Source organism: Oxalobacter paeniformigenes (genome assembly GCF_027158465.1).
Lineage (GTDB): Bacteria > Pseudomonadota > Gammaproteobacteria > Burkholderiales > Burkholderiaceae_D > Oxalobacter > Oxalobacter paeniformigenes.
Map to the genome: position 1 here is coordinate 667,289 of NZ_JAMKYL010000001.1, position 19,603 is coordinate 686,891.

Genomic DNA, 19,603 nt, shown 5'->3' on the forward strand with positions numbered 1-19,603 from the left:
TCCGTTTCACGGTTTCGTCAGGTCATGTGAGGCATTTGTCACGGGCGCAGGCCGAAACGTTTATGTCACGTTAAACACCCGGCGGAAAACCGCCATTGTGTCTCGAAATTGCATCCGTGTACGCTATCCCCGCTGGACAATAGCGGTAACTGCGGGTACCCTAAAATCATGAAGCTACCGGCATGCCAGCCGCCTGTAACGACACAGTGACGCAGGCATGAACCGGGCAGGCCGGTACCGGTAACCCGTATTGCCAGTCGGGCGGGAGAAGGCGTTTTCCGCCCAGTCCAAAACCAGTATGGAGATGAGCCTATGCGTACCATGAAAGCGGCAGTATTCGTCAAACCCGGCCGGATCGTTCTGGATGAGAAACCGGTTCCCAGTGTCGGTCCCGGCGAGGCACTGGTCAAAATCACGACGACCACCATCTGCGGTACCGATGTCCATATCCTGAAAGGGGAATATCCGGTCAAACCCGGCCTCATCATCGGGCATGAACCTGTCGGCATCATCGAGGAACTCGGCGTCGGCGTGACCGGTTACCGTGTCGGCCAGCGCGTCATCGTCGGTGCGATCACTCCTTGCGGACAGTGCTACGCCTGTCTGGACAATCATCCGTCCCAATGCGGCGGCCATGGTGCCTACGGCTGGAAACCGATCGGCGGATGGAAGTTCGGCAATACCATCGACGGCTGTCAGGCGGAATATTTGCTGGTGCCCGATGCGATGGCCAATCTGGAACCGATTCCGGACGATTTGACCGATGAACAGGTATTGATGTGTCCGGACATCATGAGTACCGGTTTTTCCGGTGCGGAAAGCGGGCGCGTCAAGATCGGCGACACGGTCGTGGTTTTCGCCCAGGGACCGATCGGCCTGTGCGCGACAGCAGGCGCGCGGCTGCGGGGGGCGACACGCATCATCGCCGTGGACGGCATTCCGGAACGGCTGGCGATCTCGAAACGGATGGGCGCGGACATCACGATCAATTTCCGCGAAAAAAATCCGGTCGACGAAATCATGAAAATCACCGACGGCAAGGGCGTGGATGTCGCGATCGAGGCGCTGGGTACCCAGCAGACCTTCGAAAGTTGCCTTCGTGTGCTCAAGCCGGGTGGCGTGCTTTCCAGCCTCGGCGTCTATTCCGGCCAGCTCACGGTACCGGGCGATGCGTTCGCATCCGGTCTGGCCGATCAGGCCATCATCACGACACTGTGTCCGGGGGGCAAGGAACGCATGCGCCGTTTGCTCAATGTTGTGGCCAGCGGACGTGTCGATCTGAAACCGCTGGTGACCCACCGTTTCAAACTCGACCAGATCGAGGAAGCCTACGACCTGTTCGCCAATGCCCGTGACGGCGTGCTGAAAATCGCCATCACGCCCTGACGGACGCCTGAAAAAACACATGATACAGCCGGGTGGCACGCGTCATCCGGCTGTTTTTGTCCGGAACAGGCGATCGTGGGGGACAGGCCGCCCGGTTTCCGGCAGGGAAAGCGAATCTTTCGGGTGAATTGCCGGCGCATCCCGTTGTATAACGACGAGGCATTCGGCGAAAAGCAAAGGCAGAAAACCTGATCCTGCGTCAGGCGCGGAGAGCGAAAAAAGTCCTTTGGCAAGCGGTGGATGACGGCGAAAACTTCGCCGGGCTAGCGTCTGCGACTGCCGCCCATATAGTTTCTGGAACGGTTGAAATCGCGATATGCGCGGTTTTGCCGGTGTTGCAACTGTTCCTGTTGCCGTTCCAGCCGGTCGTGGTCGCGTTGCAGGCGCGTGTGTTCCCGTTCGATATCGTATTGGGGCGAGCGCATATTCTGGTAATGATACGTATTTTTCGTGCGTTGATGTCCATAGTCTTGGGTGTCTGCCAGCGCGGTACCGGACAGCAGGCAGGACACACCGGCGACGAGGATGGCGGCGAGGCAACGGAAACGGTTCATCGTTTTCTCCGGTTTCATATGTCAGGGCAGGATACTCCGCTTTGCGCGAAACGGTCAAACGGACCGCGCAACCGGTCATGGCGCGGCAAGACAAGAATCGTATGGCAAACGGCAGGGAAAAGGGGGGCAAGCCGGACTGGCAAGTCAGTGAACGGCAATCGAACCGGTGCGCTCGCATGCATGGAACGGATGAACAACGGGTGAAGATCGGTGTAGACACGTTCCCTGCAACCGGGCGACACAAACCGTCCGGGAGTGATGACGGCGGATGCAGGCAAGTCGGCCTGACGTGCGATGGTACGGCACCTTACCAGCCGTGGTGACGTCCCCCGCGGTAATGAGGACGGTCGCCGTTGCGATACGCCTGTTCGCGATAGCGCTGCAATTCTTCCCGTTCGGACTCGTTCAGGGCACGGTCGCGATCGGAACGGTCTGTTTCGCGGCGGGCGTCGCTGTAACGGTATCCCGGACCGCCGGCACAATAACCCGGTCCGTCGCAATGGTCGTAATAGTCACGGCAATGGGCATTCGCCTGCAAGGGAGAAACAAGCGCGAAACCGGTCAACGCCGCGGCAGCGACCAGAAAACGGCTTCTGGACAATATCATGGCATTCTCCGTTTGGTTATCAACACGATATCAAGATACTTGAAAATCATGGATTTATCAAACATGTTTCCGCAAGGCGACATTTGCCGGCAGACAAGTGATGCATGAAAGTTTGCGGCGCCGCAGGAAAAGGGAGCGGAGCTGGTGACGGCATCGCGGAACTGTCATGACACGGGAATTGTTGTTACACTTTCCCGATCGAATGCAAAAAGGGATGCGCATGAAAAAATGGTTTGTCCGCTATGCAATGACCTGCTCACGGTACACGCAGTACGACGGGCGATCGTCACGCGGGGATATGTGGAATTTCATTCTGGTCACGATGCTGGCCGAACTGGTCGCATACATGCTGGGCGGCAACCTGCTTGTGGCGGTCGTCCATATCATCGCCATGATCGTGATGGCTGCGCTGGCGGTACGGCGGTTTCACGACATCGGCGCATCCGGCTGGTATCTTCTCACCCTGTTCATACCGGTCGTCAATCTGTGCGCGCTGTTCGTTTTGCTCTGTTTCAAGAGCGAACCCGGCATCAACCGGTACGGAGCGCCGCCAGGCGACGATGATGGCAAGGGGCCTACCGCACAGGCGGCATGACTTTCAGTGGTCGCTCCAGCGCTTGAGCGTCGGGAAAAAAGCCCTCATGAGCTGGCGCGCCTCGTCCCGCGTGATGCCTTCCTGCAGGGCCAGATGCGGAGCGCAGTGTTCGATCATCTGGTCCATCGTCATGTCGGAAGTGAAGCGGCCGTGGTTGTAACAATAGCTGCAATAATAGGCATTGGTCGTGCCGTTTGCGTTCTTGCCGTAAACAATATCCCGATCCGACATCGGCATGCCACACGACTGGCAGCGTTTCGCATTTTCCATGATCATCCATCCTTTCGTCAGTCGATATATGCTCCATCCAGCGTTTCGTATCCGGAAACACATGGATCCCGCAGGCATGCCCGGCAAGAGCGGTCCAGCCTTCCATTCTTTCGTTATATCACATTTCCGGCGGAATGCGCCAGAACGGGGACAGTGGTGAAGTGTCCCTGCGCATTCGCTATAATGATCTTTTACCCAACGATCGTTTTGTCATGTCTCATTCTCCCGAACTTCTGCTGCCGGCGGGCTCTGTCGAAAAAATGCGCGCCGCTTTCGATTTCGGCGCCGATGCCGTCTATGCCGGGCAGCCCCGGTACAGCCTCAGGGCGAGGAACAATGCGTTTTACACGCTCGATGCGCTGAAAGCGGGAATCGACGAAGCGCATCGCCGCGGCAAAAAGTTTTATGTCGCCAGCAACATCTATGCGCACAACGCCAAACTCAAAACCTATCTGGCGGACATGGAACCGGTCATCGGCATGAAACCCGACGCACTGATCATGGCAGACCCCGGCCTTATCATGCTGGTGCGCGACCGCTGGCCCGATGTACCGATCCATCTTTCCGTACAGGCCAATGCGATCAACTGGGCGGACGTGAAATTCTGGGAACGCATGGGACTGACCCGCGTCATTCTCTCGCGTGAGCTGTCGCTGGACGAAATCGCGGAAATCCGCCAGAAATGCCCCGACATGGAGCTGGAAGTGTTCGTGCACGGCGCGCTGTGCGTGGCCTATTCGGGGCGATGCCTCCTGTCGGGCTACTTCAACCACCGCGATTCCAATCAGGGGACATGCACCAATTCCTGCCGCTGGCGCTACCGTATCGCCAATGCCGAAGAAGATGCCACAGGCGACATCCTGCCGGTCGATATGGCGAAAATCATGGCTTCTGCCGACGCCGCACCGGCCGCGCTGGGCGGCATGCCGCGTCATCCGGCCGCCGACAGGGTCTATCTCATCGAGGAAGGCAAGCGGGCGGGACAGCTCATGCCCATCATGGAAGACGAACACGGCACCTACATCATGAATTCCAAAGACTTGCGCGCCATCGAACATATCGGGCGGCTTGTCGAAATCGGCGTCGATTCGCTCAAGATCGAGGGACGCACCAAATCCATCTACTATGTCGTGCGCACCGCACAGGCCTACCGGCAAGCCATCGACGACGCCGTGGCGGGCAGACCGTTCGACACGCGCCTGCTGGGCGCCTTGCAGGGGCTGGCCAACCGTGGCTATACCGACGGATTCTACCAGCGCCACCATACGCAGGAATACCAGAACTACATCACCGGCGCATCCGAGCTGCACAACAGCCACTATGTCGGCGATGTCGTATCGGTCAAGGACGGCTGGGCGACCGTTCTGGTCAAAAACCGTTTCGCCGTCGGCGATACGCTGGAAATTTTCCATCCGGACGGCAATGCCGTCGTCGCGCTCGACAAAATGCGCGACGAAGAAGGGCAGGCCGTTTCCGTCGCGCCGGGCAGCGGCCACCGCGTGCGCATTCCGCTGGATGCGCGCTATGACGGCGCATTCATCGCACGCAGGCTCAACGGCACCGGGCAGGACGGGGAGCGCGCCGAATGAGACAAATCGTGCTGGATACCGAAACGACCGGTCTGTACGCCAACGATGGCGACCGGATCATCGAAATCGGTTGTGTGGAAATCATCAACCGCCGGGTCACGAAAAACCATTTTCATCAATACATCAACCCGGAGCGCGACTCGCACGAAGATGCCGTCGCCATTCACGGACTGACGACGGAATTTCTGTCCGACAAACCCAAATTCGCCGACATCGCTCAGGCGTTTTGCGACTACATCCGCGATGCCGAGCTCATCATCCATAACGCCCCCTTCGATCTGGGTTTTCTGAACGCCGAACTGGCGCGACTGGACATGCAGCCCGTCGAGGAAATCACGACGGGCGTCATCGACACACTGGTTCAGGCACGCGACATGTTTCCGGGGCGGCGCAACTCCCTGGACGCGCTGTGCGAACGCTTCGAAATCGACAATACCCACCGGACACTGCACGGGGCGTTGCTGGACTCGGAACTGCTTGCCGAAGTCTATCTGGCGATGACGCGGGGACAGGAAACGCTGGAAATCGAGAAACTGACGCTGGAGAGCGAGGAAGAACTGGCGAAAAGCCGCTCGCTGGCGTCGCGCAAGATACTGGTGCTGGCCCCGACGGACGAGGAACTGACCCGTCACGAAGCAGTGCTCGATGACATCGAAAAGGGAAACAAGGGTGCGACCTGCATCTGGCGCAAGGAACCCGAACCGGAAACGAAGGAAGACGATGTCGCCCCGACGCAGACGGCGTCATGAGCGTCATGAACCGGTGGCCTGACGCAACAGCCGGCGCAGATTGACATCCTTTTGCCAGCAGACATGTTCCTCATTGCTTGATGCCAGCCGCCGCATTTCATCGATACCGGTATCGAGCTGGCTTTTCAAAAGCCGTTCCGCCACCCCGGCATCGGGATGGATGCATCCGAAAAAATTGACGATGTCGCCGTACTGGATCAAAAGGCTGGGGAAATTCTCGATATCCAGGTCGCCCAGCAAATCGGCATGATCCTCGATATCGATCCACAAAAAGACGATATCCGGATACTTGCCCGCCAGTTTCTCGAAAGCCGGCCGCCAGCCGCGGCAGGCGCCGCACCAGTGGGCGCAGAAACAGGCGACGATCCATGAACTGTCCGTCAGGGTCTTTTCAAGGATTGGATAATCCGCTTCGTTCAACTGGGCAAATGGCATAATGGCTGCAAAGAAAACGGCAAGATGGACAAGGGTCTGTTATTCTAGCGTAAGCATGACGGCAAATGCATCATTTCACGACATTCCGGCAGACGATTGCGTCATGACACCTCAAGCCAGCCGGAGCCAGACAGGAGAAACGGCACTTGGAAAAACGTCCCTATCGCGGACGGTTCGCGCCATCGCCGACCGGAGCGCTGCATTTCGGTTCGCTGGTCGCGGCCGTCGGCAGCTATCTTGACGCCCGCGCAAACGGCGGCGAATGGATCGTTCGTATCGAAGACGTGGACACCACACGCTGCCATCCCGAATTTTCGGCCGCCATTCTGGAAACGCTCGCCGCTTTCGGATTCGAGTGGGACGGTCCCGTCGTTTTCCAGTCGCAGCGCACGGCGTATTACGAAGAGGCGTTTTCGTACCTGAAGCGAAAGGGACTCGTTTATGGATGCGCCTGTTCGCGCCGTGAAATCGCCGATTCCGCCATCGGCATCGACGGGGCGCATATCTATCCCGGTACCTGCCGCAACGGTCTGCCGCCCGGACGGCAGCCGCGCGCATGGCGTCTTGTCGTGCCGGATCGCGAAATCGTCTTCGAAGACGCCATACAGGGCGTGCAACGCCAGAATCTGGCGAAAGACGTCGGCGACTTCGTCCTCAGACGGGCCGATGGCCTGTTCGCCTACCAACTCGCCGTCGTCGCCGACGACATCGAACAGGGGATAAACCACGTCGTGCGGGGCGCCGATCTGCTCGCTTCCACGCCACGCCAGATATGGCTGTACGAATGTCTGGACGAAACGCCGCCGCATTATGCCCATTTGCCGCTGGCCGTCAATGCCGCCGGCGAAAAACTCTCGAAACAGACACGTGCCGCCCCGGTTTGCGCCGCCGAACCGCTCGCGCCGCTTGTCGCGGCCATGCGTTTTCTCAATCTTGATCCGGGAAAAAGCGAATGTTCCCTGAAAGAATTGTGGAACTGGGCGATAATGCACTGGTCTGTCGGAAATGTACCCGGAAAACAGGCTATCGAAAGTCCCGACCCAACCCAGCAGGAGAAACAACATGATCGTTAAAGACGAGGAAGGTATCAGGGAAATCCTGAAAAACAACCATGTCGTCGCCATCGTCGGCTATTCCACCAACGAGGAAAAGGGCGCGCATTATGTCCCGAAGTTCCTCAAGAAACACGGCTACCAGATCGTACCGGTCAATCCGAACATCACCGAAGGACTGGGCGAAAAAGCCTATGCGTCCCTCAGGGACATTCCGTTTCCGGTCGATATCGTGGACTGTTTCCGCCGCCCGGACGCCATGCCGGAAATCGCGCGTGACGCCGTGGCCATCGGTGCGAAAGTCCTGTGGATGCAAAAAGGCATCGAATGCGATGAAGCGGCCGAAATCTGTTCCTGTGCCGACCTGAAAGTCGTATCCGACCGCTGCATGCTGGAACAATATACGGAACTGTTTCTGAAATAGACGCGGCTCCGTCGCAACCGCATAACGCCGACCGGTACGCCATGCTGCAGGGCATGGCGTGCGCCGCGGCATGGAAAAAGGGAAAACATGTCTGAAAACTACGCCGCCGTCCGCGATCCGGACGCCATCCGGGACATCCTGGAGGATACGAAAACCGTCGCCGTCGTCGGCTATTCCGACGATCCGGGCAGGGCGGCCCATTATGTCGCCCGGTATCTGCAGGAAGCGGGATACCGGGTCATTCCCGTCAATCCGTCACTCACGCAGGGACTCGGCGAGACCTGCTACCCGTCGCTGAAAGCCATCCCGAAAGATATCCGTATCGATATGGTCGATTGCTTCCGCCGCCCGGAATTCATTCCGGAAATCGCACGCGAGGCTGTCGCCATCGGCGCCAAAGTCCTGTGGATGCAGTCCGGCATCACCAGTGAACAGGCACGGAAAATCGCCGGCAAAGCCGGTATGACCGTCGTCGAAAACCGCTGCACCATGCGGGAACACAAGTGCTTGTTTTGAGCGAATAGTCCGCAAAAACACCTGTTGCCGCCGTGTGATTCGACGTATTGTGCCGAGGGAAATGGCGTGGAAGCCGGTGCAGAAACCGGCATCCGGACAAAAATGGCGATACCACCTTGCACGGTGCCGAATTCCGGAACCGGGTACACAAGCCGTCGAGGGAAATGGGACAAGGCAAGGCGATATCCTGACAGGAAATGTCAGGATACCATCAGGACAGCGATCATCTTTCTGAATCGTTTGTGCATTTGTGCCATGTCTTTTGATAGCCGGCCTGTCCTTTCTTGCCATAGCACCAGCCATTGTTTTTCAGGACAGCGACAAGTTTGTCTCTGGAGATGCATGCTTCTTGTGTTTCTGGTTTGTCACCGCTCCATCCACGACAAAATCCATTTAGCGTATCTTCGGCGGACAGGATGTTTTGTGCATCCTTGTCCGAAAGCTGTCCGGCGAAAGCCGGAACCGAAGCGAAAAGCAGCGCAGCGCAAATGATTTTTTTCATGACCCGAACCCTTCGATGTGAGGTACCTGCCGTTTGTTTCGTCAAGTATAAGCTATCCGATTTCCGGTATAACGACCGACAGATTGCAGGAGGTATCCCGGATATTGTCTTCCGGGAAGTAGATCATGATGATCTGCCACGATTGCCGATCATGCCTGTGAACCGTCACGGCAGGCACAGGCGGCGAACGCCGGACTGAAGCAGTCCCGGAAGGTCAGGTATCGATATGACCGTTTACAGCATCACGCCGACACATTTGCGATACCCTGTCATTTCCTGATAAATCACACGAAATATATTTTTTAACTTATTGATTCAAAACAAATAGACAGGATGACTTTTTTGAGTTTACATGCTGCAATGACAGATGGGGCAGAAGGCATCCAGCACAGGAAACCCTGTTCGCTTGCCAAATAGTCCGATTTCGGATAATCTCTGTTCGGATTTTTTGACGGGCGCAAGGCAAATCATACCGATGGTAACCGACGACATTTTTTATCAGCACTTCATGCTGATGCAGCAGGAAAACCGCATTTATGCGACATGGTGCAAAAAGCACGGTATTTCCTATTTGTGGATGATCGTGCTGGATACCCTGTTGCGGGTGGAACATATCGAACCGGCCATGCTGGCCGATCGTCTCTCGATTCCGCGACAGCGCATGACCAGCCTGCTGGACCAGCTGGAAAAAAACGGTCTGATCCGGCGCGAAGCCCATCCGGCGGACCGGCGGCGCACCCGTCTGTACCTGACGGAAAAGGGCAGGGAAACCATCGACGGCATTCTCGAAAAGCTTTCTGTGCACGAACAGGCGGTGACCGAGGACATCTCGCGCGAGGAAATCGCGACATTCAACCGGATTTACGCACAAATCGTCGAAAAACTGCAAAAGAGGCTGGCAGATGAATCCTGAACAGGCAACGGTCGTCACACAACCGGCGCAGGCCGAAGGCACGCGCGGACACGGGCATGCCACGCGGTTCGTCTTTCTGGCGCTGGGGCTGGCGATTTCCGCATGGGCGATGCTGGTTCCCTATGCCAAGGCGCGGCTTGCCGTCGATGAAGCCGTACTGGGGATGCTGCTGTTGCTGATCGGTACCGGCGCATTGTTGTCGATGCCTTTTGCAGGCTGGCTTACAGGGCGTTTCGGTTGCCGCAAGACGCTGGTGGTATCCACCACGCTCTTTATGATGGCGCTCGTCATGCTCGCCTGCGTCTCGTCGCCCTGGCTGTTCGGTATCGCCCTGTTTCTGTTCGGTGCATCGTCCGGCGTCGTGGACGTCGCCATGAATATCCAGGCCATTCTGGTCGAAAAAGAGCGCAACCGGAGCATGATGTCAGGCTTTCATGGTATGTACAGCGTCGGCGGATTTTTCGGCGCGGTCGTGATTTCGCTCCTGCTCAACGCCGGACTGTCTCCGCTGGTCGCAACGGCAGCGCTGGCGGTGACGCTGACCGTGCTGCTTGTCGCCGTATTCGCGCGCTATCTGTTTCCCTACGGCAATCAGGGAAAAAGCCGTTCCTTTTTCGTGCTGCCCAGAGGCAGCATCCTGTTGCTGGGCGTTCTGTGCGCCATCATGTACATGGGTGACGGCGTCGTGCTGGACTGGGGCGCGCTGTTCATGACGACGACCAAGGCTGTCGCCCCCGATACGGCGGGGCTTTCATTCGCCGTCTTTTCCGTCGCCATTTCCACGGGACGCCTTTTCGGAGATCGTCTTGTCGAATGGCTGGGCGCGGGAAAAGTCATGCTGGCCAGCAGCATTCTGGCGGCGGCGGGTTTTCTGTTCGTCATGGCGGCTCCCTCGACCGTGACGGCTTTCGCGGGCTTCGTCGTCGTCGGGCTGGGCGCTTCCAACATCATTCCGATCCTGTTTTCGATCGCATCCCACCAGAAAATCATGCCGGTCAATCTGGCGATTTCCTCGGTGACGACACTGGGCTATCTGGGGTTGCTGATGGGCCCGCCGATCATGGGATTCATCGCCCATGCCAGCAGCCTGTATGCCGTATTCGGCATCGTGGCAGGACTGATGATTTTCGTGGGCATCGCCTCGCGTGGCCTGCACAAGCTCTGAAGACAACGGCGGACATGCCGGACTATTCGCCAGCCGGCCGCCTCGCGGTACAATAGCGGCATGTCCAAGATAATTGCCATTGATACCTCGTCCGATATTGCATCGGTCGCCATCCTGAATGGAGAAAACCTGCATTCCTCGGCCAGCGAAGGCTTTTCCAGCCACTCCATGACGGTACTGCCCATGTTGCAGGAACTGCTGGCACGCGAAAACCTGACGGTAGCCACCTGCGACGCCATCGCTTTCGGTTGCGGTCCCGGTTCTTTCACCGGCTTGCGCACGGCCTGCGGCATCGCGCAGGGATTGTCCCTGGCGACTTCGCTGCCCGTCGTTCCGGTCGTCACGCTGGAAGCCATGGCGCAAACCTGCCGCGAGCGTACCGGCGCTTCCGATGTGCTGGCGATGATCGACGCACGCATGCATGAAGTATACTGGGCGCAATACCGCCATGAAAACGGGCGCTGGCTCGCCGTTACCGAACCGTCCCTGCGCGCCGCTTCCCAAATCATGCCGCAGGGCGAACCGGTACTGTGCGGCAACGGCATCACCGCCTATGCCGACGAACTGCCGGAGCAGGCAGGGGATTTGCCGCGATACCCGGATATCTACCCGCATGCCGAAGCGATCGCCCGGCTGGCGCACGCGCGCTTTTTGCGAGGCGAGACCGTAAAGGCTTCCGCCATCGAACCCCTGTATCTGCGCAACAAGGTCGCCCTGAAAACGTCCGAACGACTGGCATTGAAGGAAAAAACGGCATGAACGCCCCTGAAAAGACGTCCGCGTCATCCGGAGCCGTAAAGCCGGAACCGGCAGAAGAAATACTGACTTTCCGTCCGATGGTCTTTCATGACCTGCACGAAGTCTATTACATCGAACAAAGCGTTTTTTCCTATCACTGGACTTACCAGAACTTCCAGAGTTCGGTCGCCAACGAAAACATCGGTGTGGTGCTGCGCAACGCCGCCGGAAAAATGGTCGGCTATTTCGTGTGCATGGAAGTGCTGGATGAAATGCACCTGCTGAAAATCGCCGTCGCGGGCGACATGCATGGGAAAGGCTATGGCCGCATCCTCATGGACAAGGCCGTCGCGCTGGCGCGCGAGCGTGAGATGGCGTTCATGTTTCTCGAAGTGCGCCCGAGCAATACACCCGCCGTCGCGCTGTACAAAAATACCGGATTCAAAACCGTCGGGGTACGCAAGGGCTATTACGCCGACAATCATGAAGACGCGCTGGTGATGAGACTGGATTTATGAGCGGAATGGACGAACAGACACGGACGCGCTATCTAAAGGCCATGGGAATCACCCGCTGGACGCTGCGCGTGGACGATCCGGGCACCGTGGAGCCGGAAGAAACACCCATGCCCGCCCGGGCGTCTGCCGTTTCCGTTCCTGCGCCCGAACGGATGGCGCAGTCTCCCGAACACACCGTATCCATGGTGAAGTCGCCGGAAATCCTGCCGGATAGCGTCGTGCCGCCTGACGTCTTGCAGGACATGCCACCCGAAGCGGGGCGGGTGACAAGCCCGCAGGGTGGTGACAGCTGGGAAATCCTTCTGGAAGACATCGGCGCTTGCCGGCGCTGCGACCTGTGCAAGACACGCAACCGCATCGTACCGGGAACGGGCGACCGGCATGCAGACTGGCTTTTCATCGGGGAAGGACCCGGGCGACAGGAAAACCTGCAGGGCGAACCTTTTGTCGGTCGTGCGGGCAAGCTGCTCGACGCCATGATGGCGGCCATGCGGATCAAACGCGGCGACAACGTCTATATCGCCAATATCGTCAAATGCCGCGCCAGCGACGGTGCGGACAAGGACAGACAGCCGACCGAAGAAGAAGCGGCGACCTGCATGCCGTATCTGGAAAGACAAATCGCCCTGATTCGTCCGGCCATCATTGTCGCACTCGGCAAGACCGCTGCCGTCGCACTGCTCAATACCGACCGGGAAGTGTCACTGGCTTCGCTGAGGAACCGCGAACATGTCTATCGTCTGGGCGACATGCGCATTCCGCTTGTCGTGACATACCATCCATCCTATCTGTTGCGCACGCCGGGCGGCAAAAAACAGGCATGGCAGGATCTGTGCAGCGCCATGGAGATTTACGGACGCGAAAAAGGCGCGCCGTCCGGTATCAGTCGCGCGGCTTCGTGACGAACGCCAGTTTCGCGATACCGGCGCGCTGTGCCGCCGCCATGACGCGCACGACATGTTCGTAATCGGTCTTGCGGTCGCCATATAGCCGGATTTCCGGCTGCGGCTCGGATTGTGCCGCTTCCGCCAGCGCTTCTTCCAGCGCCGCTTCACCGATTGCCTGGCCATTCCAGTAAACGATCCCGTCCTGCGCGACCGTCAGGGAAACCGCCTTCGTTTCCGTCTGGGTGCGTACCGCCTGCGTTTGCGGCAGTTCCACCCCGACCGAATGGGTCAACACCGGCACCGTCAGAATGAAAATCACGAGCAACACCAGCATGACATCCACCATGGGCGTCACATTGATGTCGCTGGCGACATCGTCCCGATCGTCGAATTTGCCGCCGAAGGCCATGTCAGTTTCCTTCCTTGTCGTCGCGCATGCCGGAACCGGCTGGCAGACCGGTCAAAAACCAGCCGTACAGCTGGCGGGCGAAACGGTTGAGTTCGGCGGAGAAATACCGGTTGATCCGCAACAGCGCGTTGTATCCGAGCAATGCCGGAATGGCGACGGCCAGCCCCAGCGCCGTCATGACCAGCGATTCGCCGACCGGTCCGGCGATCCTGTCGATGGAAGCCTCGCCGGAAATCCCGATGGCGACCAGCGCATGGTAAATTCCCCAGACAGTCCCGAACAGACCGACGAACGGCGCCGTCGCGCCGATGGAAGCCAGCACGGTCAGACCACCTTGCATGCGTGCCATACTGTCGTCGATGGCGCCACGCAGGTTTTCGGTCAGCCATTCGGAAAAACCGATGTTTTTCGCCAGCTTTTCAGGATTTTTCGTATAGTGTCCGGCGGCATGACGCCCCTGTATCGCCAGATCGTGAAATGCATTGCCTTGCGGCGGCGTATCGAGCAACGCCAGCCCCTTGTCGAAAGCGGGCGCGTTCCAGAAAGCCGATACCTGTTTGGCGATACCGTACAAGCGCCATGCCCGCCGCAGGCGAATGACGATGATCGCCCATGACAGTACCGACATGACCAGAAGCACGAACGCCACGAAGCGGATCACCCATCCGCCCTGATACCACAGGGCCACTATGCCGTAAGGATTGTTTTCCATTTGATACATCCTGTCTGTTGCCTCAATCGTTCAACGAAAACCGTATGGGTTGCGTGTACCGGATGGCGACCGGTTTGCCGTGCCGTTTCGCCGGAGCGTAACGCCAGCGCCGGACGGTTTTCAGCGCCGACTCATCCAGCCTGCGGAATCCGCTGGACTTCTTGATACTGACTTCGCCGACCGTACCATCCGCCAGAATATACACCGACAGCACGACCAGACCTTCTTCACCCATCCTGCGGGAAATGGCAGGGTAGGGCGGTTTCGGATTGGAAAAGCCCGATCCGTCAGGTCCGGAAAATCCGTTTCCGCTCCCGCTGCCATGCCCGGAGCCTCCCGTACCGCTTCCGTTCCCGTTGCCTGAAAGCTCGTTGCCGCCTTTTCCCGTACCGCCGGATGTCGCCTGAAGCCCGGCCCCCCCGGCGACGTTTTTATCCGTCGCTGTCGTGGCGGCGTCATGCGACTGCGTGACCGAAGACGCGACCGAAGGGGATGTCTGTGAAACGGCAGTCCGGTTCGCCATGGCGCGTTCGGCACGGGACGGAAGCGGTTTTTTCACCATCGCGGTTTTTGGCGCAGAAGCCGCCTTGCCCTGATCGTGCGTCGTCTTGCCGCGCTCTTTGTGGCCGGGTAGGCCGTCGCCCGCGCGTCCTGCCGCACCGCCACCGGTTCCGCCGGAACCGGATACCAGCACGCCCGCGATCGGCGGCGTCATCTCAGGCGGATCGGTCACGCTGCCGCAAAGCAGCCAGCAAACCGGCAAGACATGCGCGAGCACCACCAGCGCCAGACACAGCCATTCCGCCCGCGACAGGGCGGGCCGCGGAGACGGACGGGAAACGGCGTTACCGGTATGGTTCATGAAAACGTGGCATCCGGCCGCACAGGCGGCCCATGGTTTGCGTAGCGGGTATTGTAGCCGTGAACGCAGCCAAATCCTATATGCCGGAAAAGAGGGGATGGGCACCGTGCAGCAAATCAATACACAACGCTTGAATAAATGACAGGCGACGGCAATCGCCGTTATGATGGTTCCTGCTCGATGTCAGTACCGGATACCACATTGCGGCGATACCGTAAGGAATGGTACGAGCGGCGGCATGTCTTGCAAACGGTTTATCGAAAGGACGGCGACATGAAAACTTCGGCATGGCAAACAGACGGCAAAAAAGCATCGGAAATCATCCGCGAAAAAATACGGCAGGCGGGCGGACAGATCGAAGTCATCTCTTTCAACCGGAAATGCCGGTATGACATCACGGCAACGGGGGACAGTTTCACCTGTCCGGTATTACCAAGGGCATTCAGGTTTGAAGTGTTCGATGTCATCGTTTCGTTGCTGCAAAGGCTTGGCGGAAAGGCGAAAAAAGGGTCGGGACGAAAACGCGTCGGCCATGAAAAATGTTCCGGCGATACGGTCGTCGGCGCCATCGCGCTGGAATATCTGGGCAAACAGGAAGGCGAGTGGGCCTACGATCCGGTTTTTGTGCTGGCATCCGTTCTCGATTGGGCGGGCATCGCCGCCAATGAATGGGGAAGAATCCGGCTCTTGCCCTGACGGTACGCCAGTCGTCGGGCGTGTCGGGATAGGCGGTCATGACGCCTTGCCGCTTGCCAGAAACGGGGCGGCAAGAGTATAAAGGCAGTTTTCCGTAAAACCGACCAGAAACCGTGACTGACAACATGAAAGCGGCGACGAATTCCAGGGTGTTTTTGCTGATGGCCATGGGCATGATGTCCGCCTTCGGCCCGTTCGTGACGGACTTTTATTTGCCGGGGTTGCCCGCGCTGGCCGCAAGCTTCGGTACGACGACGTCGTGGGTTCAGATGAGTCTGACGTCCAGCATGATCGGACTGGCCGGCGGTCAGCTCCTGATAGGCCCGGCAAGCGACCGTTACGGAAGAAGGATGCCCCTGATGCTGTCGATGGCATTGTTCATCCTCTCGACACTGGCCTGCCTTTTCGCATGGAATATCGAATCGTTCGTCTTTTTCCGGATATTCCAGGGCATCGCCGGAGCGGGCGGGGTGGTCATTTCCAAATCGGTCGCCGCCGACCTCTATCAGGGCAAGGCACTCAACGACTTCTTTTCCCTGCTCATGGTCATCAACGGACTGGCGCCCATCGTCGCGCCGGTTCTGGGCGGTTTCATCATGCGCTATACCGACTGGGAAGGCATCTTCATCATCCTGCTGGCCGTCGGTGTCATCCTGTTCGCCGTCAGCGTGCGTTTCCGTGAATCCCTGCCGCCCGAGCAGCGCATTCCGGGCAGCGTGTGGCGTTCTTTCGGCAAATTCGTCCCGATCATCCGCAACGGCAGCTTCATGCACTATGTCTGGATACAGACGTTTTCCATGGGCGTCTTTTTCACCTATATCGCTTCATCGCCGTTTTTGATACAGGAACATTTCCGTCTCGATGCCTTTGCATACAGCCTGTGCTTCGCCATCAATGCATCCGGCATGATCGTCGGCAGCCGGATCACGCCCCGTTTTTCCGACGTGTTTTCCGCGCTCAAAACCGGTGTGTATGGCCTGTGTATCGCCAGCGGCCTGTTCGTCGCCGTCCTCTTTGCCGGCGGGCTGTTTTACGTGATGGAAGCGCTCCTGTTCATCATGATGGTCTTTCTCGGCATGATTTTGCCGACATCGACATCGCTCGCCCTGACGCTGGAACGCAAAAACGCCGGCGGTGCGTCTGCCGTGATCGGCTTTTTCCTGTTCATCTTCGGCGCGATCGTATCCCCCATGACCGGATTCGGGCCGATGATCCTGTCCATCAGCGTCATGACCCTGTTATGTTGTCTGCTGGCTTTCGTTTTCCTGCGCATCGCCGCAAGACGCGCACGGCAGAATCGGGAAGAGAAGGCATAAAGCACGCCACGCAACCGGCAAGGCGTTTCCATCCGGCAGCGATAAACCGGCCAGATCATGAAAAACGGGACGCATCGCGTCCCGTCCGCATATCGACTGCCGAAACGAATCAGTGCCGCTTGTCCTCGCCGATCAGATGCAGGGAATCCTCGACTTTCTGGTTGCGGTTGTGCCAGTTGATGACCAGCAGCATCATGCATGAGACGAAGCTGCCGAAAATGACGATCACGGCATTGACCGACAAATCCAGTGATACCAGCAGGGAATACACGCCCAGCATGGTCAGGATCGAGAGGTTTTCGTTGAAATTCTGGACAGCGATCGAATGGCCGGCGGAAAGCAGCACATGGCCACGATGTTGCAGCAAGGCGTTCATCGGTACCACGAAGAATCCGGCCAGCGCGCCGACGAGAACCAGCAGCGGATAGGCGAGATAGACCGAATGGACCAGCGTCATGATCATGACGACCATCCCCATGGCCACGCCCAGCGGCATGACTTTCAGCGACTGGCGCAGCTTGATGAATTTGGCGGCGGATACGGCGCCGCAAGCGATGCCGACGGCGACGATCCCCTGAAGGAAAGCGGCCTTGTCCAGCGTCAGGCCGAGAGAATGTTGCGCCCATTTGAGCACGATGAACTGGAGCGTCGCGCCGGCCCCCCAGAACAGGGTGGTGACGGCCAGCGAAATCTGGCCCAGCTTGTCATGCCAGAGCGTTGTGAAGCTGTGATAGAAGTTTCTGACCAACAGGATGGGGTTGATCGGCTGCTTGGCATACCGTGCGCCGGTATCGGGAATCCGCAGGTTGAACAGCGCGGCCAGAATGTAAACCCCCATGATGACGACCAGCGCCGCCGCGGCAGGGGAACCGGCGAAGGTCATATGGTCCAGCAGGAAGGCCGATACATGCTTGTTGATGAGCGCGCCGCCCAGAACGGTCCCCAGCACGATCGAGCTGACCGTCAGCCCCTCGATCCATCCGTTGGCGATGACCAGTTTTTCAGCAGGCAAAAGTTCCGTCAGGATACCGTACTTGGCCGGGGAATAGGCGGCGGCTCCCAGACCGACGATCGCATAGGCGAAAAGGGGATGGACACCGGCGAAAATCAGGCTGCAACCGCAAAACTTGATGGTATTGGTGATGAACATCACCTTGCCTTTGGGCAAGGAATCGGCGAAAGCGCCGACGAAAGCGGCAAGACCGACATAGGACATCACGAAAAAGAGCCTTAGCAGGGGCGTCATCCAGGGGGCGGCATTCATTTGCGCCAGAAGGGCGATGGCAACGATCAGCAGGGCATTGTCGGCCAGAGAAGAAAAGAATTCCGCGGCCATGACGGAATAAAAGCCTCGATTCATGGTGGTCCTGTCCGTTCATTCAAGAAGTGAAAAGTTTACTCCATCAGACCCGTTTCATGCAGTTTTTTTACTGTGGGAAATGATCTGTTCGACATGAATTCGTCCATCTTTTCCGGTAACGAGGCGTTTGGGGAGATACGATTGCTTCAAGGCATGCAAGGGGGGTAAGATGTAAGTTTGTCGTACGGTTTGCCCGATGGGGCGAGCCTTTTTGTCTGCCGTCCGCACCGGACGGTTTTTTATGGAACGGATTTCATGACCAGACCGCTAGTTGCCAATATCGATATCGCTGCCATGCAGCATAATCTTTCCGTCGTCAGAAACACCGTGCCACGGGCGAAAATCTGGGCAGTCGTCAAGGCAAATGCCTATGGCCACGGCCTGGAACGTTCCGTGCGCGCCTTTTCGGATGCCGACGGATTCGCACTGATCGAAATCGAGTCGGCCATCCATTTGCGTGAAATGGGCTGGAAAAAACCGATTTTGCTGCTGGAAGGCTTTTTTTATGCGCACGAGCTGCCCATTCTGGCACGCTACAACATCGCTTTCGCCGTCCATTGCGACGAACAGATCGAGATGCTTGAAAAATCGCATCTGGAAATGCCGGTCGATGTGCATCTGAAAATGAATACCGGCATGAACCGTCTGGGCTTTTTGCCGTCCGAATACGGCAATGCATTGAAGCGGCTCAAGCAGATTCCCAATGTCCGCGACATTTCCTACATGACCCATTTCGCCAATTCCGAAACGAAAGACCATCCGGCGTTGTCGGTCGAGGAACAGTTAAGGCGTTTCGATTCCGCCACGCAGGGACTGAAAGGGGATCGCAACCTGTCCAATTCGGGTGCCATCCTGCTGCATCCCGATATCCGGACGGACTGGGTACGCCCCGGCATCATGCTCTACGGTGGCTCTCCCGGCGGCAAAACCGCAGCCGAATACGGTCTGAAACCGGCCATGACCCTAAAGAGCGAAATCATCCAGATCCAGTATATCCGTGAAGGCGAAAGCATCGGATACGGCAGCATTTTCACGGCGACGTCGCCCATGACCATCGGTGTGGTGGCCTGCGGTTATGCCGACGGCTATCCGCGCATGGCACCGGAAGGCACGCCGGTCATCGTCGACGGTATCCGGACACGGCTGGTCGGACGGGTCTCCATGGATATGATCACCGTCGATCTGACGCCGGTCGCCAATGCCCATGTCGGCAGCGAAGTCACGCTCTGGGGCAACGATCTGCCGATCGACGAGGTGGCGGAAGCCGCAGGAACCGTCGGATACGAACTCATGTGCGCGCTGTCGCTGCGTCCCCGCATCGTGGAATGCTGGTAGGGAAGCGTACGGT

Annotated in this window: 25 protein-coding genes; 16 read left to right on the forward strand and 9 right to left on the reverse strand. The window is 58.1% G+C overall.

Annotated elements, in window-relative coordinates; all coding sequences use genetic code 11:
• Positions 1–312 precede the first annotated feature (312 nt).
• The gene (locus tag NAI64_RS03060) at positions 313–1,386 is read left to right on the forward strand and encodes an NAD(P)-dependent alcohol dehydrogenase (protein ID WP_269297649.1); all 1,074 of its coding nucleotides are present in this window, start codon (positions 313–315) and stop codon (positions 1,384–1,386) included.
• Between the two features lie 263 nt (positions 1,387–1,649).
• Here the strand turns inward: NAI64_RS03060 and NAI64_RS03065 are convergent, their stop codons facing one another.
• Positions 1,650–1,940, reverse strand: coding sequence for a hypothetical protein (locus NAI64_RS03065; RefSeq protein ID WP_269297651.1), 291 nt, complete (start codon positions 1,938–1,940; stop codon positions 1,650–1,652).
• Between the two features lie 41 nt (positions 1,941–1,981).
• Between NAI64_RS03065 and NAI64_RS03070 the strand changes: the two genes are divergently transcribed.
• Positions 1,982–2,263: a hypothetical protein gene (locus tag NAI64_RS03070; protein ID WP_269297653.1), complete on the forward strand. Its 282-nt coding sequence runs from the start codon at positions 1,982–1,984 to the stop codon at positions 2,261–2,263.
• Here NAI64_RS03070 and NAI64_RS03075 read toward each other — a convergent pair.
• Entirely contained in the window at positions 2,248–2,547 is a 300-nt protein-coding gene (locus tag NAI64_RS03075; RefSeq protein WP_269297655.1) for a hypothetical protein, read from the reverse strand. The two genes, NAI64_RS03070 and NAI64_RS03075, sit on opposite strands and share 16 nt — an antisense overlap.
• A 220-nt stretch (positions 2,548–2,767) precedes the next feature.
• On the opposite strand from NAI64_RS03075, the gene NAI64_RS03080 reads away from it, so the two are divergent.
• On the forward strand, positions 2,768–3,142 hold the full coding sequence (locus NAI64_RS03080) for a DUF805 domain-containing protein (RefSeq protein WP_269297657.1): 375 nt from the start codon (positions 2,768–2,770) through the stop codon (positions 3,140–3,142).
• A 3-nt stretch (positions 3,143–3,145) separates the two neighbouring features.
• Here the strand turns inward: NAI64_RS03080 and NAI64_RS03085 are convergent, their stop codons facing one another.
• Positions 3,146–3,412, reverse strand: a complete 267-nt coding sequence (locus NAI64_RS03085; protein ID WP_269297659.1) for a zinc ribbon domain-containing protein — start codon at positions 3,410–3,412, stop codon at positions 3,146–3,148.
• Positions 3,413–3,624: 212 nt separating this feature from the next.
• On the opposite strand from NAI64_RS03085, the gene trhP reads away from it, so the two are divergent.
• Together trhP and dnaQ are read left to right on the forward strand one after the other, a co-directional pair.
• Entirely contained in the window at positions 3,625–5,001 is a 1,377-nt protein-coding gene (gene trhP, locus NAI64_RS03090) for a prephenate-dependent tRNA uridine(34) hydroxylase TrhP (protein WP_269297661.1), read from the forward strand.
• A complete protein-coding gene (gene dnaQ / locus NAI64_RS03095; RefSeq protein WP_269297662.1) occupies positions 4,998–5,750 on the forward strand; it encodes a DNA polymerase III subunit epsilon in 753 nt (250 codons plus the stop codon). Before trhP ends, dnaQ begins: the two co-directional genes overlap by 4 nt.
• 3 nt (positions 5,751–5,753) lie before the next feature.
• Here dnaQ and NAI64_RS03100 read toward each other — a convergent pair whose 3' ends face one another.
• On the reverse strand, positions 5,754–6,185 hold the full coding sequence (locus NAI64_RS03100; RefSeq protein WP_269297663.1) for a thioredoxin family protein: 432 nt from the start codon (positions 6,183–6,185) through the stop codon (positions 5,754–5,756).
• A 146-nt stretch (positions 6,186–6,331) separates the two neighbouring features.
• Here NAI64_RS03100 and gluQRS point away from each other — a divergent pair, with 146 nt between their 5' ends.
• The 3 genes from gluQRS (at position 6,332) to NAI64_RS03115 (ending at position 8,177) form a co-directional block, all read left to right on the forward strand.
• Positions 6,332–7,258: a tRNA glutamyl-Q(34) synthetase GluQRS gene (gene gluQRS / locus NAI64_RS03105; RefSeq protein WP_269297664.1), complete on the forward strand. Its 927-nt coding sequence runs from the start codon at positions 6,332–6,334 to the stop codon at positions 7,256–7,258.
• On the forward strand, positions 7,248–7,661 hold the full coding sequence (locus NAI64_RS03110; RefSeq protein WP_269297665.1) for a CoA-binding protein: 414 nt from the start codon (positions 7,248–7,250) through the stop codon (positions 7,659–7,661). The genes gluQRS and NAI64_RS03110 overlap by 11 nt, the downstream gene beginning before the upstream one ends.
• A gap of 87 nt (positions 7,662–7,748) precedes the next feature.
• Positions 7,749–8,177: a CoA-binding protein gene (locus NAI64_RS03115; RefSeq protein ID WP_269297666.1), complete on the forward strand. Its 429-nt coding sequence runs from the start codon at positions 7,749–7,751 to the stop codon at positions 8,175–8,177.
• A 223-nt stretch (positions 8,178–8,400) separates the two neighbouring features.
• Here the strand turns inward: NAI64_RS03115 and NAI64_RS03120 are convergent, their stop codons facing one another.
• Positions 8,401–8,679: a hypothetical protein gene (locus tag NAI64_RS03120; RefSeq protein WP_269297668.1), complete on the reverse strand. Its 279-nt coding sequence runs from the start codon at positions 8,677–8,679 to the stop codon at positions 8,401–8,403.
• Positions 8,680–9,085: 406 nt separating this feature from the next.
• Between NAI64_RS03120 and NAI64_RS03125 the strand changes: the two genes are divergently transcribed.
• From NAI64_RS03125 to NAI64_RS03145, 5 genes are read left to right on the forward strand one after another with little or no spacing between them, the layout of a single operon-like run.
• Positions 9,086–9,592, forward strand: coding sequence for a MarR family winged helix-turn-helix transcriptional regulator (locus NAI64_RS03125; RefSeq protein WP_269297671.1), 507 nt, complete (start codon positions 9,086–9,088; stop codon positions 9,590–9,592).
• The gene (locus NAI64_RS03130) at positions 9,582–10,757 is read left to right on the forward strand and encodes an MFS transporter (protein WP_269297673.1); all 1,176 of its coding nucleotides are present in this window, start codon (positions 9,582–9,584) and stop codon (positions 10,755–10,757) included. Before NAI64_RS03125 ends, NAI64_RS03130 begins: the two co-directional genes overlap by 11 nt.
• Before the next feature lie 60 nt (positions 10,758–10,817).
• The gene (gene tsaB / locus NAI64_RS03135) at positions 10,818–11,516 is read left to right on the forward strand and encodes a tRNA (adenosine(37)-N6)-threonylcarbamoyltransferase complex dimerization subunit type 1 TsaB (RefSeq protein WP_269297675.1); all 699 of its coding nucleotides are present in this window, start codon (positions 10,818–10,820) and stop codon (positions 11,514–11,516) included.
• Positions 11,513–12,013: a ribosomal protein S18-alanine N-acetyltransferase gene (gene rimI / locus NAI64_RS03140; protein WP_269297677.1), complete on the forward strand. Its 501-nt coding sequence runs from the start codon at positions 11,513–11,515 to the stop codon at positions 12,011–12,013. Before tsaB ends, rimI begins: the two co-directional genes overlap by 4 nt.
• Positions 12,010–12,915, forward strand: a complete 906-nt coding sequence (locus tag NAI64_RS03145; protein ID WP_269297679.1) for a uracil-DNA glycosylase — start codon at positions 12,010–12,012, stop codon at positions 12,913–12,915. The genes rimI and NAI64_RS03145 overlap by 4 nt, the downstream gene beginning before the upstream one ends.
• On the opposite strand, the gene NAI64_RS03150 is transcribed toward NAI64_RS03145, so the two are convergent.
• The 3 genes from NAI64_RS03150 to NAI64_RS03160 are packed head-to-tail and all read right to left on the reverse strand — an operon-like array spanning position 12,896 to position 14,883.
• Complete coding sequence (locus NAI64_RS03150; RefSeq protein WP_269297680.1) at positions 12,896–13,309, reverse strand: ExbD/TolR family protein; 414 nt, start codon at positions 13,307–13,309, stop codon at positions 12,896–12,898. The genes NAI64_RS03145 and NAI64_RS03150 overlap by 20 nt on opposite strands.
• Position 13,310: 1 nt before the next feature.
• Positions 13,311–14,021 (reverse strand): MotA/TolQ/ExbB proton channel family protein, encoded by a 711-nt coding sequence (locus NAI64_RS03155; protein WP_269297682.1) that lies wholly within the window; start codon positions 14,019–14,021, stop codon positions 13,311–13,313.
• 22 nt (positions 14,022–14,043) lie between these two features.
• Positions 14,044–14,883: an energy transducer TonB gene (locus NAI64_RS03160; protein ID WP_269297684.1), complete on the reverse strand. Its 840-nt coding sequence runs from the start codon at positions 14,881–14,883 to the stop codon at positions 14,044–14,046.
• Between the two features lie 273 nt (positions 14,884–15,156).
• On the opposite strand from NAI64_RS03160, the gene NAI64_RS03165 reads away from it, so the two are divergent.
• Both NAI64_RS03165 and NAI64_RS03170 read left to right on the forward strand, forming a co-directional pair.
• The gene (locus NAI64_RS03165; RefSeq protein WP_269297685.1) at positions 15,157–15,579 is read left to right on the forward strand and encodes a hypothetical protein; all 423 of its coding nucleotides are present in this window, start codon (positions 15,157–15,159) and stop codon (positions 15,577–15,579) included.
• Between the two features lie 113 nt (positions 15,580–15,692).
• On the forward strand, positions 15,693–16,895 hold the full coding sequence (locus tag NAI64_RS03170; protein ID WP_269297687.1) for a multidrug effflux MFS transporter: 1,203 nt from the start codon (positions 15,693–15,695) through the stop codon (positions 16,893–16,895).
• A gap of 109 nt (positions 16,896–17,004) precedes the next feature.
• Here NAI64_RS03170 and lplT read toward each other — a convergent pair whose 3' ends face one another.
• Entirely contained in the window at positions 17,005–18,255 is a 1,251-nt protein-coding gene (lplT, locus tag NAI64_RS03175; RefSeq protein ID WP_269297689.1) for a lysophospholipid transporter LplT, read from the reverse strand.
• 255 nt (positions 18,256–18,510) lie between these two features.
• Here lplT and alr point away from each other — a divergent pair, with 255 nt between their 5' ends.
• On the forward strand, positions 18,511–19,590 hold the full coding sequence (gene alr, locus NAI64_RS03180; protein WP_269297692.1) for an alanine racemase: 1,080 nt from the start codon (positions 18,511–18,513) through the stop codon (positions 19,588–19,590).
• Positions 19,591–19,603 lie beyond the last annotated feature (13 nt).